The following is a 17,933-nucleotide window of genomic DNA, read 5'->3' on the forward strand; positions in this document are numbered from 1 at the left end:
TATAATTTATGTATAAAAATGATAATATTGTGTTATATATCTAGAGATGAAGTATAACTATTATATGAGGGATACAATTACGAATGACGGTGTGTTAAATACTGTTTTTACATACCTACCTGGTATTGTATTGATCTTAGGTGGTTATTTATTCATAGTATTTAAAAATATCCAGTGGAATAACCCTCTCTCATTGTTATATAAAAGTGAAAAGCAGGTCGTTAACGAAATTACAGGACGTATTTGGGTTATAGGTGGCATTTCTTTATCTATATTTTTAACAATTATTAGGCCAGTTCATAGTCCCCTGCTGATCATTGCTCTCTATCTCCTAACAATAGTCGTTTCGTTTCTTATCACCTTTGTCATGATAAAAATGAAAAAAAGTAAGGATAAACAAAGCATTAAATAAAAAAAGGCGCTATCTCTTTAGGGGAGTAGCGCCTTTACTATCATTTCTTGATAGGTGTCTACAATACACAGTGATGATGTATAAGAGGCTGTTTCTATCTATCTTTTAATGTCTCCATAAGTGGCAAAAAACGATTCATGTGTTCGTAAATTTTTTGCTTGACTTCTGGTGACACATTATTTTGTTTAAGATATGTAGTAACTGCTTCATTGACAAAGTCAGAGAGGGATTGTTCTGTTAAGTTAGTGTAATCTATCATTTCTTGATAGCTTGTCTCATCAAATTGGATTGTAATTTATTTGCGCATCAGGTCATCTCATTATTTTTATACTTATTAATTTACGCACATCTTAAACATCTATTCAAATCAAAACAATCTCAAACTTATTCAGAGATTTTGGAAAGATAATTTGTACGATCATCAAAAATGAAGTCGACGTAGCAAGTGTCGTTTCTAGAATCATAAAGATACAGAATAACATAATGCTTAACTATCATTCGACGATAATTTTTAAATGTTGGTCTGATATTATTATAGACATTTGTGATGAAATTGCCTGTGGTTGGAAATTTATGTAGAATTCAAATTTGGTTATTGATAAGTTTAGGAATTTTACTTGCTGCTTTCCGATTTTGAAAATGATGAACGATATAGCGTTGGAATCCTCTGACTTGAAAATAGACTTCTGGATCAATTACCACTTTAGTCATTTAAAGTGTAATCCGCAGGAGCTTCAGCAACTATGAGATCATGATCGTCAAAAAGTTTTTCAAATGATTCAAGAGAATAGCCTCGAATACCTTTCTTTCGTCTTGCAATTGCAGCATCTAAATGTTTTTCGATGTAGTTAAGCTCTGCAGCTTTCATCTGATCTGTTCTAAAATCCAGTGGCAAGGTTTCTTCAGCAACAATTTTGCCTAAAAACATATTGAGCGCTGTTGATAAATCTAACTGATTTTTAGCTAAGATATCTGTTGCCTTTTCTTTCAGCGCTTTATTAGTACGGAAAGCGATTCGATCATTTTTTTCGGTCATACTAGGCATGGCAGATCTCCTTTGTTTGTTCATTGTGCTTACATTGTACCATTTCTATGATATTAATTCAAATATTTACCAAAATAAAAACACCAAGATTGTCTACTTGATGCCTCTTTTTATTTCATTCACCCCACCCGTTCCCTTAGTTTCTCAACAAACAGGTAAGTCGCAGGACAGATCAAGGTATTCTTGAGTGTCAGATGATTAATCTGAAGAAACTTTTTACGATCTGTATGTGGGAACTCCCGACAGGCTTTGGGTCTGACGTCATAAACATCGCATAGATTATCAGCCCCTAAAAAAGGGCAGGGCATACATTGGAAGATTTTGTCGCCATCTTCATCAACTTGTAAATACTCTGATTCAAAATTGGCTAATTTCATGCGGAGTCGTTTGGCAACTCGCTCGATGTCGCTTTCTGTAAAGAGCGGTCCAAGTGATTTGCAACAGTTGGCGCACTGGGTACAGTCAATTTCTGTAAAGACTTCATCGTGGAGTTCTTTTGTTAGTTTATCTAGGTTTTTAGGTGGTTTCTTTTTGAGTGACGTCAAAAACTGGCGATGTATTTTCTGTTTTTGTAGGGCAAGGTCCCTATAGTGTTCGATATCCATAACCTATATTTTAGCATAAAAATAACATAAAAAAGATACTCCGTTAAGAGTATCCGTTTTAATCTTAATCCAAAATCGTGAAATAAAACTTATTTCACCAATTTTTTAGCCAAACGTGATTTATCACGGTTAGCTTTATTTTTATGGATTAAACCTTTGGAATGAGCTTTGTCGATTGCAGCAGATGCAGCGACATACAATGCTTGCACATCGTCAGTGCCAGCAGCAACGGCAGCTTCGAATTTTTTGATTGAAGTGCGCAAAGCAGCTTTTTGAGCAGAATTACGTTCGTTTTGAACGATGTTCAACTCAGCACGTTTGATAGCAGATTTAATGTTAGCCATGTTTGTTCTCCTTGTTAAAGATATAAAGTTGAAAGTTCAACTTTACTCAATGTTTTAATTGATACTGTGCAAAACACAATACAAGCTATTATATCACTTAAATAACCATAACGCAAATTTTATTTTTTAAAAGCAATTTGTGTTATAATAAAGAAAGAAAATAGGTAAGCTAGTAGTACTATTTGCGTTTAATCGAAAAATCTTGCATTTCTTTTTTAGATTTGAACGCGTATAACCTACTGACTAGTGAAAGGAATACCATGTCATTTCAGTTTGGGCGGTTTCGTCTGGGTCTCAGAACAATTAAAACAGTTATTGCCATCTTGATCATATTAGTTTTTTCACATTTATTTCATCGTGGACAATCTGCTGCCATGGTTGCAGGAATTTCAGCGATTATTGCGGTTAGAGATTCTTATACTGCAACGATTAAGGCGTCTAAAGCAAGGTTTATTGGTTCAGCATTAGGTGGTACACTTGCGACTGTTTACTACTTTTTTTATTTGCTGAGTCACCAGAACTTTGCAGTTCAAATTATACTGATTCCTTTATTTGTGTTAGTCAACATTGTCATTATGGATGGGTTTGATCTCCATCCGGGACTAGTTGGCGCGAATGCGACTTTGTTGATTATCGGCTTGACCATTTCTGAAAATGCCTATGTTAGTTATGCGATTAATCGAATCTTCGATACTTTTTTCGGTGTGGCTGTGGCGACGCTTGTTAACAGTGCTTTTATACATGATGCGCCTAAGATGACGATTAAAACCATCATTCGAGACAAACTCAATGGATCAAAACAATCTAATAGAACAACTAGAAATAGTACGGCAAAAAAGGAGAATACAAAGTGACAGCAATTTATATTCGAATACATGATGAAATTAAGCATCAAATTGAGACAGGTTTTTTTGAAGTCGGTCAACGCTTGCCGAGTGAACGTGTCATGGCTGAGCAATTTGGGGTCTCTCGCATGACCCTGCGTCAAGCAGTGACGAGTCTAGTTGAAGAAGGCATTTTAACGCGTCATGTTGGTTCTGGGACTTATGTTGCTAGCGATCGTGTACGTGAAAAAATGCGGGGAACGACCAGTTTTACTGAAATCATCCAAAATTTAGGGAAGACGCCGAGTTCAAAAGTTTTGAGTTATCAAAAAACGAAGGCAAATGAAGTTGAGTGTGATAAATTACAACTCAAAAAAGGTGCACAAATCATTCGTATGGAGCGGATTCGTTATGCGGATGAACTACCGATTTGTTATGAAGTGGCCAGTATTCCTTATCGTTTGATTGAAGATTTTGCAAAAAACGATATAGCTAATCACTTTTACGATACCTTGGCCAATGCTGGTAAGAAAATCGGTCGAAGCGAGCAAATTATTTCAGCTAAGATAGTCAATAAAGAAATTGCTAACTTTTTGTCAATCAAACAGAGTTCAGCGATTTTAGCCCTGACGCAGGTTTCTTACTTTGCTAACACCGATGAAACACCTTTTGAGTATGTTTTATCCCAATATGTTGGCGAACGATTTGAATTTTACTTAGAAAGATAAGAAAAAATGACGCATTCTGAAAAAGTTGTTGACTTGCTCCATGCAGGTCAATTTGACGAGATGGCAACAGAGTTAGCAAAAGCGATTGAGACAGATGGTCTTGATTTGCTGACGGATTTGGCCGAATATTTGTCGATGATGGGTTTTATGGCCGAAAGCCGTCAGGTTTATGAAAAAATTGCAGCCAAAGATGCTAATAACACAGATATTTTGCTCAACCTCGCTGAAATGAAATTCGATGATGGCGATCTGGACGGCGCGCTCGAGTTGCTCTACAAAATAGAGGCAACAGATGACAACTACGTCGCAGCTCTCGTTATGATTGCTGACCTCTACCAGGCAGATGGCGTTTGGGAAGCGGCGCTTGAGAAATTACTGGAAGCAGCAAGTCTGACAGATTCACCTCTAGTGACCTTTGCAATCGGTGAACTCTATTATAATCAAGGAAAATGGCGTGAGGCGATTTCTCATTTCGCAAAACTGAGTCAACGTCAGATTTTAGAACTCACCAAAATATCAACCTACCAGCGGATTGGGACTGCCTATGCCTCATTAGGAGAGTTTGAAAACGCCACAAAATTTCTAGAAAAATCTCTTGAGATTGATCATGACGATAACGTTTTATTTGAATTGGCACAGATCAATTTTGCAACTGGTGAAGCCACACGTGCCATTGATTATTTCAAACAGTTAGACGCCTTAGCACCTGACTTTGATGGCTATGCCTATCCTTATGCGCAAGCCTTGATTGAAGAAAATGACTTTGAAGCGGCTTTTACAGTCGCAAAAGATGGCTTGAGTAAAAATCCAACTGATGTGCCTTTGATTCACTTGACCAGCCGGATTGCCTATGCCTTACATGATCTTGAAGGGGCAGAAAAGTATTTGACCCAAGCGCTTGATTTACCTGATTTACACGATGAAACGGTCTTTCTTTTGAGCAACCTCTACATGGAGCAAGAGGATTTTGAAGCGGTCATCGGTCTTGAAAGCCTGCTTGACGAAGAACATGTCCTAGCGCAGTGGAATATCGCAAAAGCATATCGTGAACTTGATCAAGATGAGAAATCGTTAACGATTTATGACGAGATTAGCCAGAGCGTCTTAATTGATAATCCTGAGTTTTTATTAGATTATGCGCAAATGCTCATCCGAAATGGTCGGACAGCTGATGCCAAGACAAGTTTAAGCAAATATTTATCACTAGTACCAGATGATGATAATTCACAAGCTCTATTTAATGAGTTATGATAATGGCGTTTAAACGCCTTTTTTGCTACAATAACCATTGTGAAGTTAAACTTTCAAGAAGGAACGTATTTAAAAAATGACAGAAGAAAAATTTGGTGCAGATTTAATTGTAGACTCACTCATTAACCATGATGTAAAATACATTTTTGGAATCCCAGGTGCTAAAATCGATAAGGTTTTTGATACTTTAGTTGATAAAGGCCCTGAGTTGATTGTTGCACGTCACGAACAAAATGCTGCCTTTATGGCGCAAGCTGTTGGGCGAATTACAGGTGAGCCGGGTGTTGTGATTGCGACTTCTGGTCCTGGGGCGTCAAACTTAGCAACAGGTCTTGTAACGGCAACGGCAGAAGGTGATGCAGTCCTTGCTCTTGCCGGCCAAGTGAAGCGTGGCGATCTCCTGAAACGGACGCACCAATCCATGAATAATGCGGCGCTTTTTGAACCCATTACCAAATACTCGGCAGAAGTCCAAGATCCAGACACACTATCAGAGATTGTGGCTAATGCCTATCGTTTATCAAAAGCTGGCAAACCAGGTGCAAGTTTCATCTCCATTCCCCAAGACGTTGTTGACAGTAAGGTGAAGGTTAAGGCAATTAAGCCCTTGCACGAGCCAAAACTTGGGAATGCATCGATTGATGATATTAATTATCTGGCGCAGGCGATTAAAAATGCCGTCTTACCTGTTTTCCTTCTAGGTAGCGGTTCGTCATCTGCCAGTGTGACGCACGCCATTCGTGAACTCTTGCAATATGTTAATATCCCAGTCGTTGAAACCTTCCAAGGTGCGGGTGTGATTTCGCATGATTTGGTTCATAATTTCTTCGGTCGTGTTGGTCTTTTCCGGAATCAACCAGGCGATATGCTCCTTAAAAAATCTGATTTGATCATTGCGATTGGCTATGATCCGATTGAATATGAAGCGCGCAACTGGAATGCTGAGATTGATAGTCGCGTGATTGTTATCGACAAGGCCCTGGCTGAGATCGATACTTACTATCAACCTGAGCGTGAGTTGATTGGTGATATTGCACAGACTTTGGAGAATTTGATTCCAGCGATTCGGGGTTACAAGATTCCAGAAGGCAGCGTTGAATATTTAGATGGGCTGCATGATCTCCTGTCTAAAAATGAGTTTGATCGCAATGCTGAGCCTAATCTTGTGCATCCGCTCGATTTCATCGATGTCTTTCAGGCTGCTGTTAAAGATGATGAAACGGTCACTGTCGATGTCGGCAGTCATTATATCTGGATGGCACGGAATTTCAAATCTTACGAACCACGTCACTTGCTCTTTTCAAATGGGATGCAGACGCTCGGTGTCGCACTGCCATGGGGCATCTCCGCAGCACTTTTACGTCCTGGCAAAAAAGTTTACTCGATTTCAGGTGATGGTGGCTTCCTATTTTCAGCGCAAGAGCTTGAAACAGCAGTACGCTTGAACCTACCGCTGATTCATATCATCTGGAACGACGGTCGTTATAACATGGTGGAGTTCCAAGAAGTCATGAAATACGGTCGCGCATCGGGTGTAGATTTTGGCCCAGTCGATTTTGTCAAATATGCTGAAGCATTTGGGGCAAAAGGACTTCGCGTGACTAACAAAGAAGATCTGGCAAAAGTATTGTCAGAAATTGACAGTACAACAGGACCAGTCGTGATTGATGTACCAATCGATTATAAAGATAATGTGAAATTAGGCGAAACGATACTGCCAGATGAATTCTATTAAAAAATATGGTAAAATAAATTTAAAACTTGTGAGGTTTCACAAGTTTTTACTGAATTAAGAAGGATAAGAAGATGTCTGAACCGATAAAACTTTTTCAATATAATACATTATCTGCTTTGATGAGCGGGCTTTTCGAAGGGAGCTTGACCATTGGTGAGTTGCTGGAACAAGGTGACTTAGGGATTGGCACGCTGGACGAAATTGATGGTGAGTTAATCGTGCTAGATGGTAAAGCCTATCAAGCGCGCGGTGATAAAACGATTACTGAAGTAAGCCCTGATGTTAAGGTGCCTTATGCGGCAGTTGTTTTCCACCAAGCAGAAGTGATTTTCAAGCAACGGTTTGAGGTCACTAATGACGAGTTACACACACGTATCGAGACTTACTACGACGGCGCTAATCTTTTTCGCTCCATCAAAATCCACGGGACTTTCTCTAAAATGCATGTCCGCATGATTCCCAAAGCTAAAGAAGGCGCTCGATTTGCTGATGTTGCAACAAGACAGCCTGAGTACACCGTTGAAAATGTGACGGGTACCATCGTTGGCATTTGGACACCTGACATGTTTCATGGCGTGAGTGTAGCGGGATATCATCTGCACTTTATTACGGATGACCACACTTTTGGTGGTCACGTGATTGACTATGTCATGTCAGAAGGGATTGTGGAAGTAGGCCCTGTCGATCAGTTGGACCAACGTTTTCCAGTCCAAGATCGGAAATATTTGTTTGCCAAGTTAAATTTAGAGGAATTGAAAGAGGATATTGAGAAAAGTGAGTAATGCAAGCATTGATTGGATCCATTCGCGCCTGAAATTTGGCATTAAGCCCGGTCTATCACGGATCGTCTATTTGCTCGAGCAGCTAGGCAACCCCCAAAACAAATTCAAGACTGTCCATGTCGCAGGGACCAATGGCAAAGGCTCAACCGTCACTTTTTTGTCAAACATCCTCCAACAGTATGGCCTCCAAGTCGGGACTTTTACCTCACCCTATATCGAAATCTTCAACGAGCGTATCGCCATCAATGGTCGCTATATTTCTGATGAGGATTTAAACCGGATCGTCGGTGTCATCAAGCCCATTGTTTTTAAGATGGATGAGGATGTAGATCTTGTCAATATCACAGAGTTTGAAATCCTCACGGCTATCGGCTATTATTATTTTGCTGATCAGGCAGTCGACATTGCCCTGATAGAAGTGGGCCTAGGTGGGCTTTACGATTCAACCAATGTGATAACACCACTTGTTTCGGCGATTACAACGATTGGCATGGATCACCAGGATATTTTAGGGGACACACTCGCTAAGATTGCCAGTGAGAAGGCTGGGATTATCAAGTCTGGTGTTCCTGTCGTTGTAGGCAATCGCCAAGGTGTGCCTGAAGAAGCTTATAAGGTAATCGAAACAGTAGCCCATGAGAAAGATGCGCCGATTTTTCATCCCGAGATAGGTCTGACTTTTGATTTAAATCTTCATGGTCAGTATCAGCAAGATAATTCGGCTTTAGCCCTCAAACTATTTGAGATTTTAGCTGAAAAATTAGGCTTGAGACTTGATCGTGAGAAAATCAATAAAGGCCTTAAGCAAGCCTTCTGGCCTGCCAGAATGGAAGACTTGAATGGCTTTATCTTGGATGGTGCCCATAATTTGCCTGCTATCAAACGTTTAGTGGCAGAATTTGATGGCTCGAAAAAAGTCCATATTCTATTTTCTGCCTTACAGCGTAAAGATTTTCATGAGATGATTACACTGCTACAAACCATTCCAAATGTTGCTTTGACTTTAACGACATTTGACTACCCTAAAACGATTGTAGCTGCTGATGTGACAGATATTTCTGATGTTACCTGGCTGGAAGATTGGCGGGAGTTTGTGACAGCACCTAAACAGGCTGATGAGCTTTATCTTCTGACAGGTTCTCTCTATTTTATGAGTCAAGTACGTGAATTTTTATTGACGACTAATACAACAAATTAAATAAATGCAAAAAAATAATGTTTACCAGTTGACATTATTTTTTTGTCATGATATACTTAACCAGTAAACTAATTTAGGACGATATCACAGGTATCATTCAAAAGTTATCAGTTAACTTGCATTTATTTTTTTGTGGATATACTTAACTGGTAAAGGGAATTAAGAAAGAGAAGAATGAAAAAGAAAATATTATTAAGCCTAATGGCTACGACTGCAGCCTTAACACTTTTTGCTTGTGGCAGTGAGGCAAGTAAGAAATCGGATAAGTTACAGATCGTAACAACTTTCTATCCGATGAAGGCATTTACAGAGCAAATTGTCGGTAAAGAAGCAGACGTGTCGGTTTTGGTCAAACCAGGTGTTGAGCCACATGACTTTGAACCATCTGCTAAAGATGTCGCAGCCATTCAAAATTCAGACGCTTTCGTTTATAATAACGAAAATCTGGAAACTTGGGTTAAAAAAACAACTCAAGACATGAAGAACGTTGATGTGATAAAGGCATCTGAGGGCATCTTACTACTGCCTGGATCGAACGAAGGTGGCGATGAAGCAGGACACGAAGGGCATACGCATGCTTATGATCCCCACGTCTGGTTAGCACCAAGTCTCGCTATTAAAGAAGTTGAGACAATTCGGGATCAGCTGATTAAAAAATTTCCTCAGAAAAAAGCTATCTTCACCAAAAATTCGGATGCTTATTTGTCGAAACTCAAGGCATTAGACCAAGCTTACAAGGATGGTTTGTCCAATGCCAAACAGAAAAATTTTGTCACCCAACATGCAGCCTTTGCTTATTTAGCACTCGAATATGGCCTTAATCAAGTCTCTGTCTCAGGCATCAACCCTGAAACGGAACCATCAGCGTCGCGCCTCAAAGAGTTGAAAGCATATGTTGATAAAAATGATATTCACTATATTTATTTCGAAGAAAATGCCTCTGATAAAGTAGCGAAAACGCTGGCAGAGGAAGCAGGTGTTAAAACCTTGCCACTGAACCCCTTAGAATCACTGACTCAAGATCAAGAAGACGCAGGCGAAGACTACATCTCAGTCATGACGGAAAATTTGAAAAACTTAGAGAAAACAACAGATGCAGCGTCAAAAGTTACAGATATTGAACCAGAAAAGTCGTTAGAAAAAACTACGACTTCAGGTTATTTCAAGGACAACCAGGTTAAAGACCGCAAGCTATCAGACTGGTCAGGCACTTGGCAGTCCGTTTATCCTCTCCTTCAAAACGGTGATCTGGATCAAGTCATGCGCTACAAAGCTCTCCTAAACCAGGACAAGACCGAGGCGGCTTACAAGACCTATTATGAAGCTGGATACAAATCAGATGTCGCTAAAATCACCATCAAAAAAGACACCATTACCTTTGATAGCCATGGTGCTAAACACCAAGCAAGTTATAAATATATCGGTAAAGAGATATTGAACTATGCTAAGGGAAACCGTGGGGTACGCTACCTTTTTGAAGCAGTAGGCGACACAAATGGTGCGTTCAAGTACGTTCAGTTTAGCGATCATGGCATTGCGCCAGCTCAAGCAGAACATTTCCACATTTATTATGGTAATGAAAGTCAGGCTGCACTGACTGCTGAATTAGATAATTGGCCAACTTACTATCCATCGAAGTTGAGCCCAAGTCAAGTGGCACAAGAAATGATTGCCCATTAACCTGTCTTTTCAAAAAGCCAAATGATTTGGCTTTTTTTGATGTTGAAAAATTTAAATGCTATAATGGAGACAGTTAAGTACAAACGAGGAGCCACTGACGTGTCTAAAAATTATGAAAAACTGTCTGAAACCTACTATGATTATCAGGCCAAAAAATTTGATCGGTCATTTGATGGGGTTTTATCTGGCTTTTTTAAGCGCTATATCCTTAAAAATCTGGATCTGCCTGATCAAGCTAAGGTTTTAGATGTCGGCGCGGCGACTGGTCGTCTGCTCAAGATGCTTGCGAGTCAACATCAGTTTGAAGGTATTGGTTTAGATATTTCATCACAGATGACACAGTTCGCTCAAACTCAGTACCCTGAATTTTCATTTGTAACAGGCTCAGCCATGCAGCTCCCATTTGAAGACCAGAGTTTTGATGTGCTGATCTGTTCAGCCTCTTTTCACCATTTTCCGATACCTGAAACATTTCTCAAAGAAGCTAGACGTGTTTTAAAAGCTGGTGGCAAACTTGTCATTGCTGAGATTCGGATTCCGATTTTTCATGGTCTTTATAATAGTTATATCAAACGTTTCTCAAAAGAAGGCGATGTTAAAGTTTATACGTTTGACGAACTGCAGGCTTTACTTGAAACAGCAGGTTTTGTTTTGATCAAAGGTCGCAGACATTTACAAATCCAATATTTTGAAGCACATAAAAAAGCCTGAACAGGCTTTTTTAATTAGGCTTTGACGTAAACGCAGACGGCTTCTGGTACGATGAAATCATGTTGGATTTCGCTTAGGAGGCCAGTAGTAGCATCACGGAAGAAGGTCGTCACATTGTCAGAGTCTTGATGCGCTGCGATGACAATTTTTTCATCAGATGATAAGTTGAAGTCACGTGGCATTTTGCCGTGAGTTGCAGCGAGTTGGCTCAATTCTAAAGTCCCATCAGCAAGAATTTTGAAGACTGCAATTGAATCGTGGCCACGATTTGAGCCATAAAGGAATTTCCCATCTGTTGATACGCGGATAGCAGCAGTCCCGTTGAAATCAGTCCAATCTTCAGGAAGGGTTGAAATCGTTTGTAGTAAAGTAAATTGACCAACGCCATCATAAATTAAGACTTCAACAGTACTGTTTAATTCATTCATGAGGTAAGCAATCTTTTGCGTAGGATGGAAAGTTATATGACGTGGACCAGCACCGGGTGCTGATTTGTAGGTATTAACTTTAGTTAATTGCCCTTGGTCAGAGACATCATACGTTACCACTTCGTCAGTACCTAGATCACAAGATACAAGGTATTTATCTGGCGTCAAATCAGTGAAATGGACATGTGGACTGGCTTGATTCTCGTGTGGACCAGAACCTGTGTGCACGTCTTTATCAGCAAGTGTTAAAGCACCATCAGCTGCTCGCTTGTAAACTAAAACTTCCCCTTTATGGTAGTTGGCACCATATACTAAGTTACGGACTTCATCTACTGCCACATAACAAAGTGGCGCGCCATCGTCAACAACGTGATTAATAAGTTCACCGTCATTGTCAAAAGCTGCAACACCGCCCTCTCCGTTTTCAGCCCCTACGCTGTAGAGATGTCCCGACTTATCAAATGTGAGATAAGTTGGGTTAGGTTCTTTTGCGACTAGCTGGCGATCGCTTAACAAACCAGTCGTTGTGTCCAAGCTCGCCTTGTAAATGCCCTCAGATGTTTTCTTCGTATAGGTACCAAAATAAAGTGTTTCTGTCATGAATGTAATCCCTTTCAAATAGATATATTAATTATATCATAACTTTTTAAATTCGCATGATGAGAGGTTGAATACGCCTAAAGGGGATGTGTTGATACAGTCCCCCAATTTTAAAATTGATGCACCCCATTTCAAATAGTTTGCAAAGAGGGATAGAGATAAGATATGCTATAATATAAACTATAAAGTTGTTTAAATTTTAGATAGAGATGATAGCAATATATAGATCAGATAGGTGAAGAATAATGAATGATAAAAATAGTTTTAAAACGACTTGGTTTTTCAAATGGTTATTAGATAATAAGGTGGCGACTGGTTTTGCTGTTGTCTTGCTCTTCTTGTTAAATATTTTGCTGTTAACAAAATTGAGCTTCATGTTTCAACCAATTGCTGATTTTCTTGGTGTCATCATGTTGCCGATTATTCTAGCAGCAGTTTTTTATTACCTACTCAACCCGATTGTTGACTATTTCGAGTCACGTAAAGTGCATCGGGTAGTGACAATATCAATTTTATTTGCCATTATCTTAGCTTTGATCATCTGGGGGTTGGCGGTTGCGATACCAAATATGGTGACGCAAGGTGAAAAGTTTGCTGCTAATTTCCCAGACTATGTTGAATCAGGTGAGAAACATATCACAAGCCTTCTTGGAGATGAACGGTTTAAACAATTTAGACCACAGATTGAAAAAGCTGTCACGAGTTTTTCAGATAATTTGATTGAAATTTCCAAAAATCTTTCAACAACTTTGGTTAATAGTACAAGTTCATTTTTATCAGCAGCGACTAGTGTCATCATTTCCTTGATGATTTTCCCCTTCATTTTGTTTTATCTCTTGCGAGATGGTAAATCCCTCAATCAATACATGACGAATATGCTGCCAACCGCTTGGCGTAATGATACCTCAACCGTTTTAACACAGGTTAATTTACAGCTCTCTAGTTATGTTCGAGGACAACTGATCGTCGCAGGAACTGTTGCCATTATGTTCTCAATCATGTTTTCAATTATTGGTCTCAAGTATGCTGTTGTTATCGGGATTTCAGCTGGTTTCTTAAATTTGATTCCATATCTTGGTTCATTTTTGGCCATGATTCCAGCCTTTATCATTGCCTTAGTGGCAGGACCGCTCATGGTTATTAAAGTTGCCATTGTCTTTGTCATCGAGCAAACGATCGAAGGGCGCTTTGTCAGTCCCCTTGTTCTAGGTAGCAAATTGAATATCCATCCGATTACAATTCTGTTTGTTCTTTTGACATCCGGTAAAATTTTCGGTTTCTGGGGTGTGCTCATCGGGATTCCTGTCTATGCGTCTGCTAAAGTTATTGTTGTCTATTTCTACAAATGGTATCGCAAGATTTCGAGACTCTACGAAGATGAAGAACTGGAAATGCTTGACTAATCAGCTTTAAATAAACGCTTCTCATTGATGATTTAATATGAGAGGCGTTTTTTTCATCCCACAAATCTTCCTGTCTGTCTGATCCTTGTTAATTGAGATAGTAAAAGTTGGACAAATTAAGAAAATTGGTCTAGAATGAAATTGAAAAACGCTTTCAAAAATAAAAAAACTAGAAGACGAGGGACATGAGATGAAAAAAATTATCAATCAACCAGCAGATGTTGTAACTGAAATGGTATCAGGCTTGACCCGTGCCTATCCTGATTTGATCAAGAGATTAGACGGAACAAATGTGCTCGTTAAAGCTGATAATACATCACAAGTCCAGCTGATTTCAGGTGGTGGCAGCGGTCATGAGCCAAGTCATGCAGGATTTATCGGCGACGGCATGCTTTCAGCGGCTGTTTGTGGTGAAGTCTTTACAAGTCCAACGCCAGATCAAATTTATGAAGCAGCTAAGGCAGTTGATACAGTTGATGGTGTCTTCTTTATTATCAAAAATTATTCTGGAGATGTCATGAACTTTGATATGGCGAAAGATATGGCTGAAATGGAGAATATCCAGGTGGATTTTGTCATCGTGGATGACGATATCGCAGTTGAAAATTCGACCTATACACAAGGTAAGCGTGGTGTTGCTGGCACTGTTCTTGTCCATAAAATTCTAGGTAATTTAGCCCGCTCTGGTGCTGATTTAGCAACCATTAAACAAGCTGCGGATCAATTAGTAGCAGAGATTAATACAATAGCTGTCGCGCTATCTGGTGCCACTGTCCCAGAAGTTGGAAAACCAGGCTTTGTGTTACCAGAAGACGAGATCGAATATGGCGTAGGCATTCATGGTGAACCAGGTTACCGGCGTGAAAAAATGCTACCTTCAAAAGATTTAGCTAAAGAATTGGTTGACAAACTTATCTCATCTTTTGATGGCGATACGACAAGTGAGTATGCCATTCTGGTCAATGGGATGGGTGCAACGCCTTTGATGGAACAGTTTATCTTTACCAATGATGTGATGCATTTATTGGATGATCAAGCAGTCAAGGTCGCCTATACCAAAGTCGGAAATTTTATGACATCAATAGATATGGCAGGTATTTCCTTGACCATGTTGCGACTTTCAGATGCCGCTTGGCTTGACGCCTTGAATGCAGATGTTAGAACAATTGCTTGGGGGTGACAAAATGAATTTTACAGCTGAAATGGCAAGAAAATGGCTTATCTTATTTGATGAAAAAATCCAGGCTAAACAAGATTATTTAAGTGAGTTAGACATACCAATTGGTGACGGTGATCATGGGCATAATATGGCGCGTGGCATGTCAGCAGTCGTAGCTGTGTTAAATGACGACCAGAGCTTACAAGAAGTCTTTAAGGCGACTGCTATGGCCTTGATTTCTAAAGTAGGCGGCGCAAGTGGTCCTTTATATGGTACTGCTTTTATGGAAATGGCGAAAGTTGCTGCAACATCTGACGATTTATCTAGCTTACTTGCAGCTGGATTAGCTGGGATCATCAAACGTGGTGGCGCGCAAGTCGGTGATAAAACGATGGTGGATGTTTGGACCCCAATCTTAGCAGAAATTCAAAAAGGCTCACTGACAAAAATTGAAATTGATGAAGTTGTCATGGCAACTGCTGATTTATTAGCTAAAAAAGGCCGTGCTTCCTATGTTGGCGAACGTTCAATCGGGCATATCGACCCAGGCAGCCAATCTTCAGGCTATTTATTTGAAAGTTTGTTGGAGGTGCTAGGATGACAAGCCTAGGAATTGTCTTAGTCACGCATGTTACAGAAGTTTCTGAAGGCTTGGTCAAACTGTTGAGAGAAGTTGCAAAAGATGTTGACATCACAGTTGGTGCAGGGCTTGATGAAGGTCAAATTGGGACAAGTTTTGAACGCATCCAAGCCGCTTTTGACGCTAATTCATCAGATGAACTACTAGTCTTTTACGATTTAGGATCCGCTAAAATGAATTTGGAAATGGTCATGGAATTTTCAGATCGACCTGTTCATTTGTACGATACAGCCTTTGTAGAATCAGCATACACAGCTGCAGCCTTGATTCAGGCAGGCAGTAGCTTTGATGAGATTGATCAACAGCTTGCCCCTTTAAAGATCAAGTAGTCTCATGCAACTTGAGTCTGATAAATGAAAGAACCGAATTGTGAAAATTGACGTATTTTTAGATAAAAAAGAAGCCACTCAGATTGACATTATTCGGCAACTTTTATTTCATGCTGGTAAGATGCCCTCAAAAGCGTTGGCAGAACAGGTCGGTTTGACACAAAATGCCTTGAAAGACTATCTGGCGGATATCGTCCAGATGTGCCAAGCTTTGGGAGAGCGTTTTGAGCTGACGCTTGAAGCAAAAGAAGTGAGACTCGCCTTTTCATCAGATATCAATCTGAATAAAATCCTTTTAACTTACCTGAATAGTAGTTTAGGCTATCAGATTTTAGAGTTTGTTTTCAAGCATAAAAAGTTTTCTACGTTTCAATTGACTCAGGAATTTAACAGTAGTGAAGCCACGATCTTTCGAAAACTACGAGATCTTAATAATTCCTTGCGTATTTTTAATATTGGCATCAAAAATGGTCAGTTAGTAGGTGATGAACTCCAAATCAGGTATTTCTACTATCAGTTTTATTTGTTGGTTGATTCAGGTTTCTCCAGTACTGATTTAGCTGTGACAAAATTGATGGCTCAACTGCAACCAGAGTTTCAACAAAGTTTTTCAAAAATTGCACGCAAGCGGATGGGCTGTTGGTTATTCGTCACACGCCACCGTTTACAAGTCGCCAATAGTGATTATACAAGACTGACCCAAATTCATGATAGATTTGAAGCCGATCAACTCTATCAGATGATTCAAAACATTATTCCTGAATATTTTCAACAGACCGTTAATTTTGTTGGAAAATATGAAGGTGCTATGTTCTACTGTTTTTTGATCACTTTTGATATTATAGGTGAAGATAATTTTGCACGCTATGATTTATTGCGACGTAAGAAAATTTCAACGGCTGTTCTAGATACTTTTAGTAGAGAAATGATTGTCATGCATTATGGTTATCAAAAATTAAGCATCTCGGATGAAAAGGGATTGACCTACCGTTTATCACAGATTCATGCTCAAGCCTTTTATTTTCAGGGGCAATTGACAAGTTATGAGACTGATCGTTTGATGCAGTATTATCAGCAGCATGTGACATCAGAAATCGCAATACTTATTTCGAATTTGATTGAGATCTCACAGGAGTTGTTAGATATTGAGGCTTCACGACATCATTTTCTATGGCTAAACTACGCAAGTATTTTGATTGCAATTGATTTATCTTTACATGAGAATGTATCGGTCGGGATTGATCTGACAAATCTATCAGTACTAGGTCACTCGCTTTATTACTTCTTATTAGCTGAGCTTTCAAGTCTGACTCAGGTCCATTTTGAAAAGTATCGTCAGCATCAATATTATGATTTAATTTTGACGACAACAAAAAAAGCGATTTCCGTTAAGGACAATTATTACTATATGTCAGAGTTTTTATCAGCTTACGATATTGCGCAAATCAAGTCGAAAATCAGAGCCATCAAGCATCAAAAAAATAATCGCTAATGCGCGAAAAATATCAGAAAATGTCATGTCAACTGGAAAGGAAGGTGAGATACATGACAAACTATGTGGCAGAAATTAGGGAGAAAATCGGTCATGATTTACTTGTCTTAGTAGGTGCGAATGTCATCATCTACAATGATCATCACGAATATCTCTTGCAGCAGCGCGCGAATGGCAATTGGGGATTGATGGGCGGCATAATGGAGGTTGGTGAATCTCTGGAGGACACGGCTATTCGAGAGGTTCATGAAGAATCGGGATTGGTGATTAAGTCATTAACGCAACTTCATACTTTTTCGGGTAATGCCTTTAGATATAAATTGGATAATCAGGATGAAATTTATGTGGTGACGACATTATTTCTTGCCAAGCAAGTCACAGGAAAAATGTGTTATCGGGATAATGATGAAACATTAAACCTTAAATATTTTACTTATCAAGCCTTGCCTGATACGTTAGAAGATGAGTATCGGCAATACATCCAATACTTTGAGGATGATGTTTTACATCGGAATTAACGATGGTAAAATCAAGGTTTAATAACTGCGAATAAGCTTTCAAAAACGG

21 protein-coding genes are annotated in these 17,933 nt (G+C 39.4%); 15 read left to right on the plus strand and 6 right to left on the minus strand.

Features of this window, described 5'->3' with window-relative positions; translation table 11 throughout:
• Window positions 1–64 precede the first annotated feature (64 nt).
• Window positions 65–412 (plus strand): hypothetical protein, encoded by a 348-nt coding sequence (locus LRA01S_RS07450; protein ID WP_061775009.1) that lies wholly within the window; start codon window positions 65–67, stop codon window positions 410–412.
• A 94-nt stretch (window positions 413–506) separates the two neighbouring features.
• On the opposite strand, the gene LRA01S_RS10950 is transcribed toward LRA01S_RS07450, so the two are convergent.
• The 5 genes from LRA01S_RS10950 to rpsT form a co-directional block, all read right to left on the minus strand.
• Window positions 507–671, minus strand: coding sequence for a hypothetical protein (locus LRA01S_RS10950; protein WP_156470231.1), 165 nt, complete (start codon window positions 669–671; stop codon window positions 507–509).
• A 323-nt stretch (window positions 672–994) separates the two neighbouring features.
• Window positions 995–1,123 carry a hypothetical protein gene (locus tag LRA01S_RS11315; protein WP_255211716.1) on the minus strand — a complete coding sequence of 43 codons (129 nt, stop codon included), beginning with the start codon at window positions 1,121–1,123 and terminating at the stop codon, window positions 995–997.
• Window positions 1,116–1,457 carry a type II toxin-antitoxin system RelB/DinJ family antitoxin gene (locus tag LRA01S_RS07455; RefSeq protein ID WP_061775010.1) on the minus strand — a complete coding sequence of 114 codons (342 nt, stop codon included), beginning with the start codon at window positions 1,455–1,457 and terminating at the stop codon, window positions 1,116–1,118. Before LRA01S_RS07455 ends, LRA01S_RS11315 begins: the two co-directional genes overlap by 8 nt.
• A 119-nt stretch (window positions 1,458–1,576) precedes the next feature.
• Window positions 1,577–2,062: a YkgJ family cysteine cluster protein gene (locus LRA01S_RS07460; RefSeq protein WP_061775011.1), complete on the minus strand. Its 486-nt coding sequence runs from the start codon at window positions 2,060–2,062 to the stop codon at window positions 1,577–1,579.
• A gap of 89 nt (window positions 2,063–2,151) precedes the next feature.
• Window positions 2,152–2,406 (minus strand): 30S ribosomal protein S20, encoded by a 255-nt coding sequence (gene rpsT, locus LRA01S_RS07465; RefSeq protein ID WP_061775012.1) that lies wholly within the window; start codon window positions 2,404–2,406, stop codon window positions 2,152–2,154.
• 260 nt (window positions 2,407–2,666) lie between these two features.
• Here rpsT and LRA01S_RS07470 point away from each other — a divergent pair, with 260 nt between their 5' ends.
• From LRA01S_RS07470 to LRA01S_RS07505, 8 genes are all read left to right on the plus strand, one after another.
• On the plus strand, window positions 2,667–3,260 hold the full coding sequence (locus LRA01S_RS07470) for an FUSC family protein (RefSeq protein WP_061775013.1): 594 nt from the start codon (window positions 2,667–2,669) through the stop codon (window positions 3,258–3,260).
• Entirely contained in the window at window positions 3,257–3,958 is a 702-nt protein-coding gene (locus tag LRA01S_RS07475; RefSeq protein WP_061775014.1) for a GntR family transcriptional regulator, read from the plus strand. The genes LRA01S_RS07470 and LRA01S_RS07475 overlap by 4 nt, the downstream gene beginning before the upstream one ends.
• A gap of 6 nt (window positions 3,959–3,964) precedes the next feature.
• Window positions 3,965–5,209: a tetratricopeptide repeat protein gene (locus LRA01S_RS07480; RefSeq protein ID WP_061775015.1), complete on the plus strand. Its 1,245-nt coding sequence runs from the start codon at window positions 3,965–3,967 to the stop codon at window positions 5,207–5,209.
• Between the two features lie 76 nt (window positions 5,210–5,285).
• A complete protein-coding gene (alsS, locus tag LRA01S_RS07485; RefSeq protein ID WP_061775016.1) occupies window positions 5,286–6,944 on the plus strand; it encodes an acetolactate synthase AlsS in 1,659 nt (552 codons plus the stop codon).
• A 71-nt stretch (window positions 6,945–7,015) separates the two neighbouring features.
• A complete protein-coding gene (gene budA, locus LRA01S_RS07490; protein ID WP_061775017.1) occupies window positions 7,016–7,726 on the plus strand; it encodes an acetolactate decarboxylase in 711 nt (236 codons plus the stop codon).
• Complete coding sequence (locus tag LRA01S_RS07495; protein WP_082785418.1) at window positions 7,710–8,924, plus strand: bifunctional folylpolyglutamate synthase/dihydrofolate synthase; 1,215 nt, start codon at window positions 7,710–7,712, stop codon at window positions 8,922–8,924. The genes budA and LRA01S_RS07495 overlap by 17 nt, the downstream gene beginning before the upstream one ends.
• A gap of 174 nt (window positions 8,925–9,098) precedes the next feature.
• Window positions 9,099–10,604, plus strand: coding sequence for a metal ABC transporter solute-binding protein, Zn/Mn family (locus LRA01S_RS07500; protein ID WP_061775019.1), 1,506 nt, complete (start codon window positions 9,099–9,101; stop codon window positions 10,602–10,604).
• Window positions 10,605–10,667: 63 nt separating this feature from the next.
• The gene (locus tag LRA01S_RS07505) at window positions 10,668–11,315 is read left to right on the plus strand and encodes a class I SAM-dependent methyltransferase (RefSeq protein WP_061775028.1); all 648 of its coding nucleotides are present in this window, start codon (window positions 10,668–10,670) and stop codon (window positions 11,313–11,315) included.
• Window positions 11,316–11,329: 14 nt separating this feature from the next.
• Here the strand turns inward: LRA01S_RS07505 and LRA01S_RS07510 are convergent, their stop codons facing one another.
• Window positions 11,330–12,343 (minus strand): lactonase family protein, encoded by a 1,014-nt coding sequence (locus LRA01S_RS07510; protein ID WP_061775020.1) that lies wholly within the window; start codon window positions 12,341–12,343, stop codon window positions 11,330–11,332.
• A 245-nt stretch (window positions 12,344–12,588) separates the two neighbouring features.
• Here LRA01S_RS07510 and LRA01S_RS07515 point away from each other — a divergent pair, with 245 nt between their 5' ends.
• From LRA01S_RS07515 to LRA01S_RS07540, 6 genes are all read left to right on the plus strand, one after another.
• Window positions 12,589–13,746 carry an AI-2E family transporter gene (locus tag LRA01S_RS07515; protein WP_061775021.1) on the plus strand — a complete coding sequence of 386 codons (1,158 nt, stop codon included), beginning with the start codon at window positions 12,589–12,591 and terminating at the stop codon, window positions 13,744–13,746.
• Between the two features lie 190 nt (window positions 13,747–13,936).
• Window positions 13,937–14,926 carry a dihydroxyacetone kinase subunit DhaK gene (dhaK, locus tag LRA01S_RS07520; protein WP_061775022.1) on the plus strand — a complete coding sequence of 330 codons (990 nt, stop codon included), beginning with the start codon at window positions 13,937–13,939 and terminating at the stop codon, window positions 14,924–14,926.
• A 4-nt stretch (window positions 14,927–14,930) separates the two neighbouring features.
• Window positions 14,931–15,506, plus strand: a complete 576-nt coding sequence (dhaL, locus tag LRA01S_RS07525; RefSeq protein ID WP_061775023.1) for a dihydroxyacetone kinase subunit DhaL — start codon at window positions 14,931–14,933, stop codon at window positions 15,504–15,506.
• Entirely contained in the window at window positions 15,503–15,874 is a 372-nt protein-coding gene (gene dhaM, locus LRA01S_RS07530; RefSeq protein WP_061775024.1) for a dihydroxyacetone kinase phosphoryl donor subunit DhaM, read from the plus strand. The genes dhaL and dhaM overlap by 4 nt, the downstream gene beginning before the upstream one ends.
• A gap of 40 nt (window positions 15,875–15,914) precedes the next feature.
• Window positions 15,915–17,366: a helix-turn-helix domain-containing protein gene (locus LRA01S_RS07535; RefSeq protein ID WP_061775025.1), complete on the plus strand. Its 1,452-nt coding sequence runs from the start codon at window positions 15,915–15,917 to the stop codon at window positions 17,364–17,366.
• 53 nt (window positions 17,367–17,419) lie between these two features.
• On the plus strand, window positions 17,420–17,884 hold the full coding sequence (locus tag LRA01S_RS07540) for an NUDIX hydrolase (RefSeq protein ID WP_061775026.1): 465 nt from the start codon (window positions 17,420–17,422) through the stop codon (window positions 17,882–17,884).
• Window positions 17,885–17,933 lie beyond the last annotated feature (49 nt).

Source organism: Pseudolactococcus raffinolactis NBRC 100932 (genome assembly GCF_001591765.1).
Classification (GTDB): Bacteria; Bacillota; Bacilli; order Lactobacillales; family Streptococcaceae; genus Pseudolactococcus; species Pseudolactococcus raffinolactis.

What these genes read in the sequence shown, in the direction of transcription:
- LRA01S_RS07450 (WP_061775009.1), top strand. Translation starts at nt 65, where the DNA reads ATGAGGGATACAATTACGAATGACGGTGTGTTAAATACTGTTTTTACA.
- LRA01S_RS10950 (WP_156470231.1), bottom strand. Translation starts at nt 671, where the DNA reads ATGATAGATTACACTAACTTAACAGAACAATCCCTCTCTGACTTTGTC.
- LRA01S_RS11315 (WP_255211716.1), bottom strand. Translation starts at nt 1,123, where the DNA reads ATGACTAAAGTGGTAATTGATCCAGAAGTCTATTTTCAAGTCAGAGGA.
- LRA01S_RS07455 (WP_061775010.1), bottom strand. Translation starts at nt 1,457, where the DNA reads ATGCCTAGTATGACCGAAAAAAATGATCGAATCGCTTTCCGTACTAAT.
- LRA01S_RS07460 (WP_061775011.1), bottom strand. Translation starts at nt 2,062, where the DNA reads ATGGATATCGAACACTATAGGGACCTTGCCCTACAAAAACAGAAAATA.
- rpsT (WP_061775012.1), bottom strand. Translation starts at nt 2,406, where the DNA reads ATGGCTAACATTAAATCTGCTATCAAACGTGCTGAGTTGAACATCGTT.
- LRA01S_RS07470 (WP_061775013.1), top strand. Translation starts at nt 2,667, where the DNA reads ATGTCATTTCAGTTTGGGCGGTTTCGTCTGGGTCTCAGAACAATTAAA.
- LRA01S_RS07480 (WP_061775015.1), top strand. Translation starts at nt 3,965, where the DNA reads ATGACGCATTCTGAAAAAGTTGTTGACTTGCTCCATGCAGGTCAATTT.
- alsS (WP_061775016.1), top strand. Translation starts at nt 5,286, where the DNA reads ATGACAGAAGAAAAATTTGGTGCAGATTTAATTGTAGACTCACTCATT.
- budA (WP_061775017.1), top strand. Translation starts at nt 7,016, where the DNA reads ATGTCTGAACCGATAAAACTTTTTCAATATAATACATTATCTGCTTTG.
- LRA01S_RS07500 (WP_061775019.1), top strand. Translation starts at nt 9,099, where the DNA reads ATGAAAAAGAAAATATTATTAAGCCTAATGGCTACGACTGCAGCCTTA.
- LRA01S_RS07505 (WP_061775028.1), top strand. Translation starts at nt 10,668, where the DNA reads ATGGAGACAGTTAAGTACAAACGAGGAGCCACTGACGTGTCTAAAAAT.
- LRA01S_RS07510 (WP_061775020.1), bottom strand. Translation starts at nt 12,343, where the DNA reads ATGACAGAAACACTTTATTTTGGTACCTATACGAAGAAAACATCTGAG.
- LRA01S_RS07515 (WP_061775021.1), top strand. Translation starts at nt 12,589, where the DNA reads ATGAATGATAAAAATAGTTTTAAAACGACTTGGTTTTTCAAATGGTTA.
- dhaK (WP_061775022.1), top strand. Translation starts at nt 13,937, where the DNA reads ATGAAAAAAATTATCAATCAACCAGCAGATGTTGTAACTGAAATGGTA.
- dhaL (WP_061775023.1), top strand. Translation starts at nt 14,931, where the DNA reads ATGAATTTTACAGCTGAAATGGCAAGAAAATGGCTTATCTTATTTGAT.
- dhaM (WP_061775024.1), top strand. Translation starts at nt 15,503, where the DNA reads ATGACAAGCCTAGGAATTGTCTTAGTCACGCATGTTACAGAAGTTTCT.
- LRA01S_RS07540 (WP_061775026.1), top strand. Translation starts at nt 17,420, where the DNA reads ATGACAAACTATGTGGCAGAAATTAGGGAGAAAATCGGTCATGATTTA.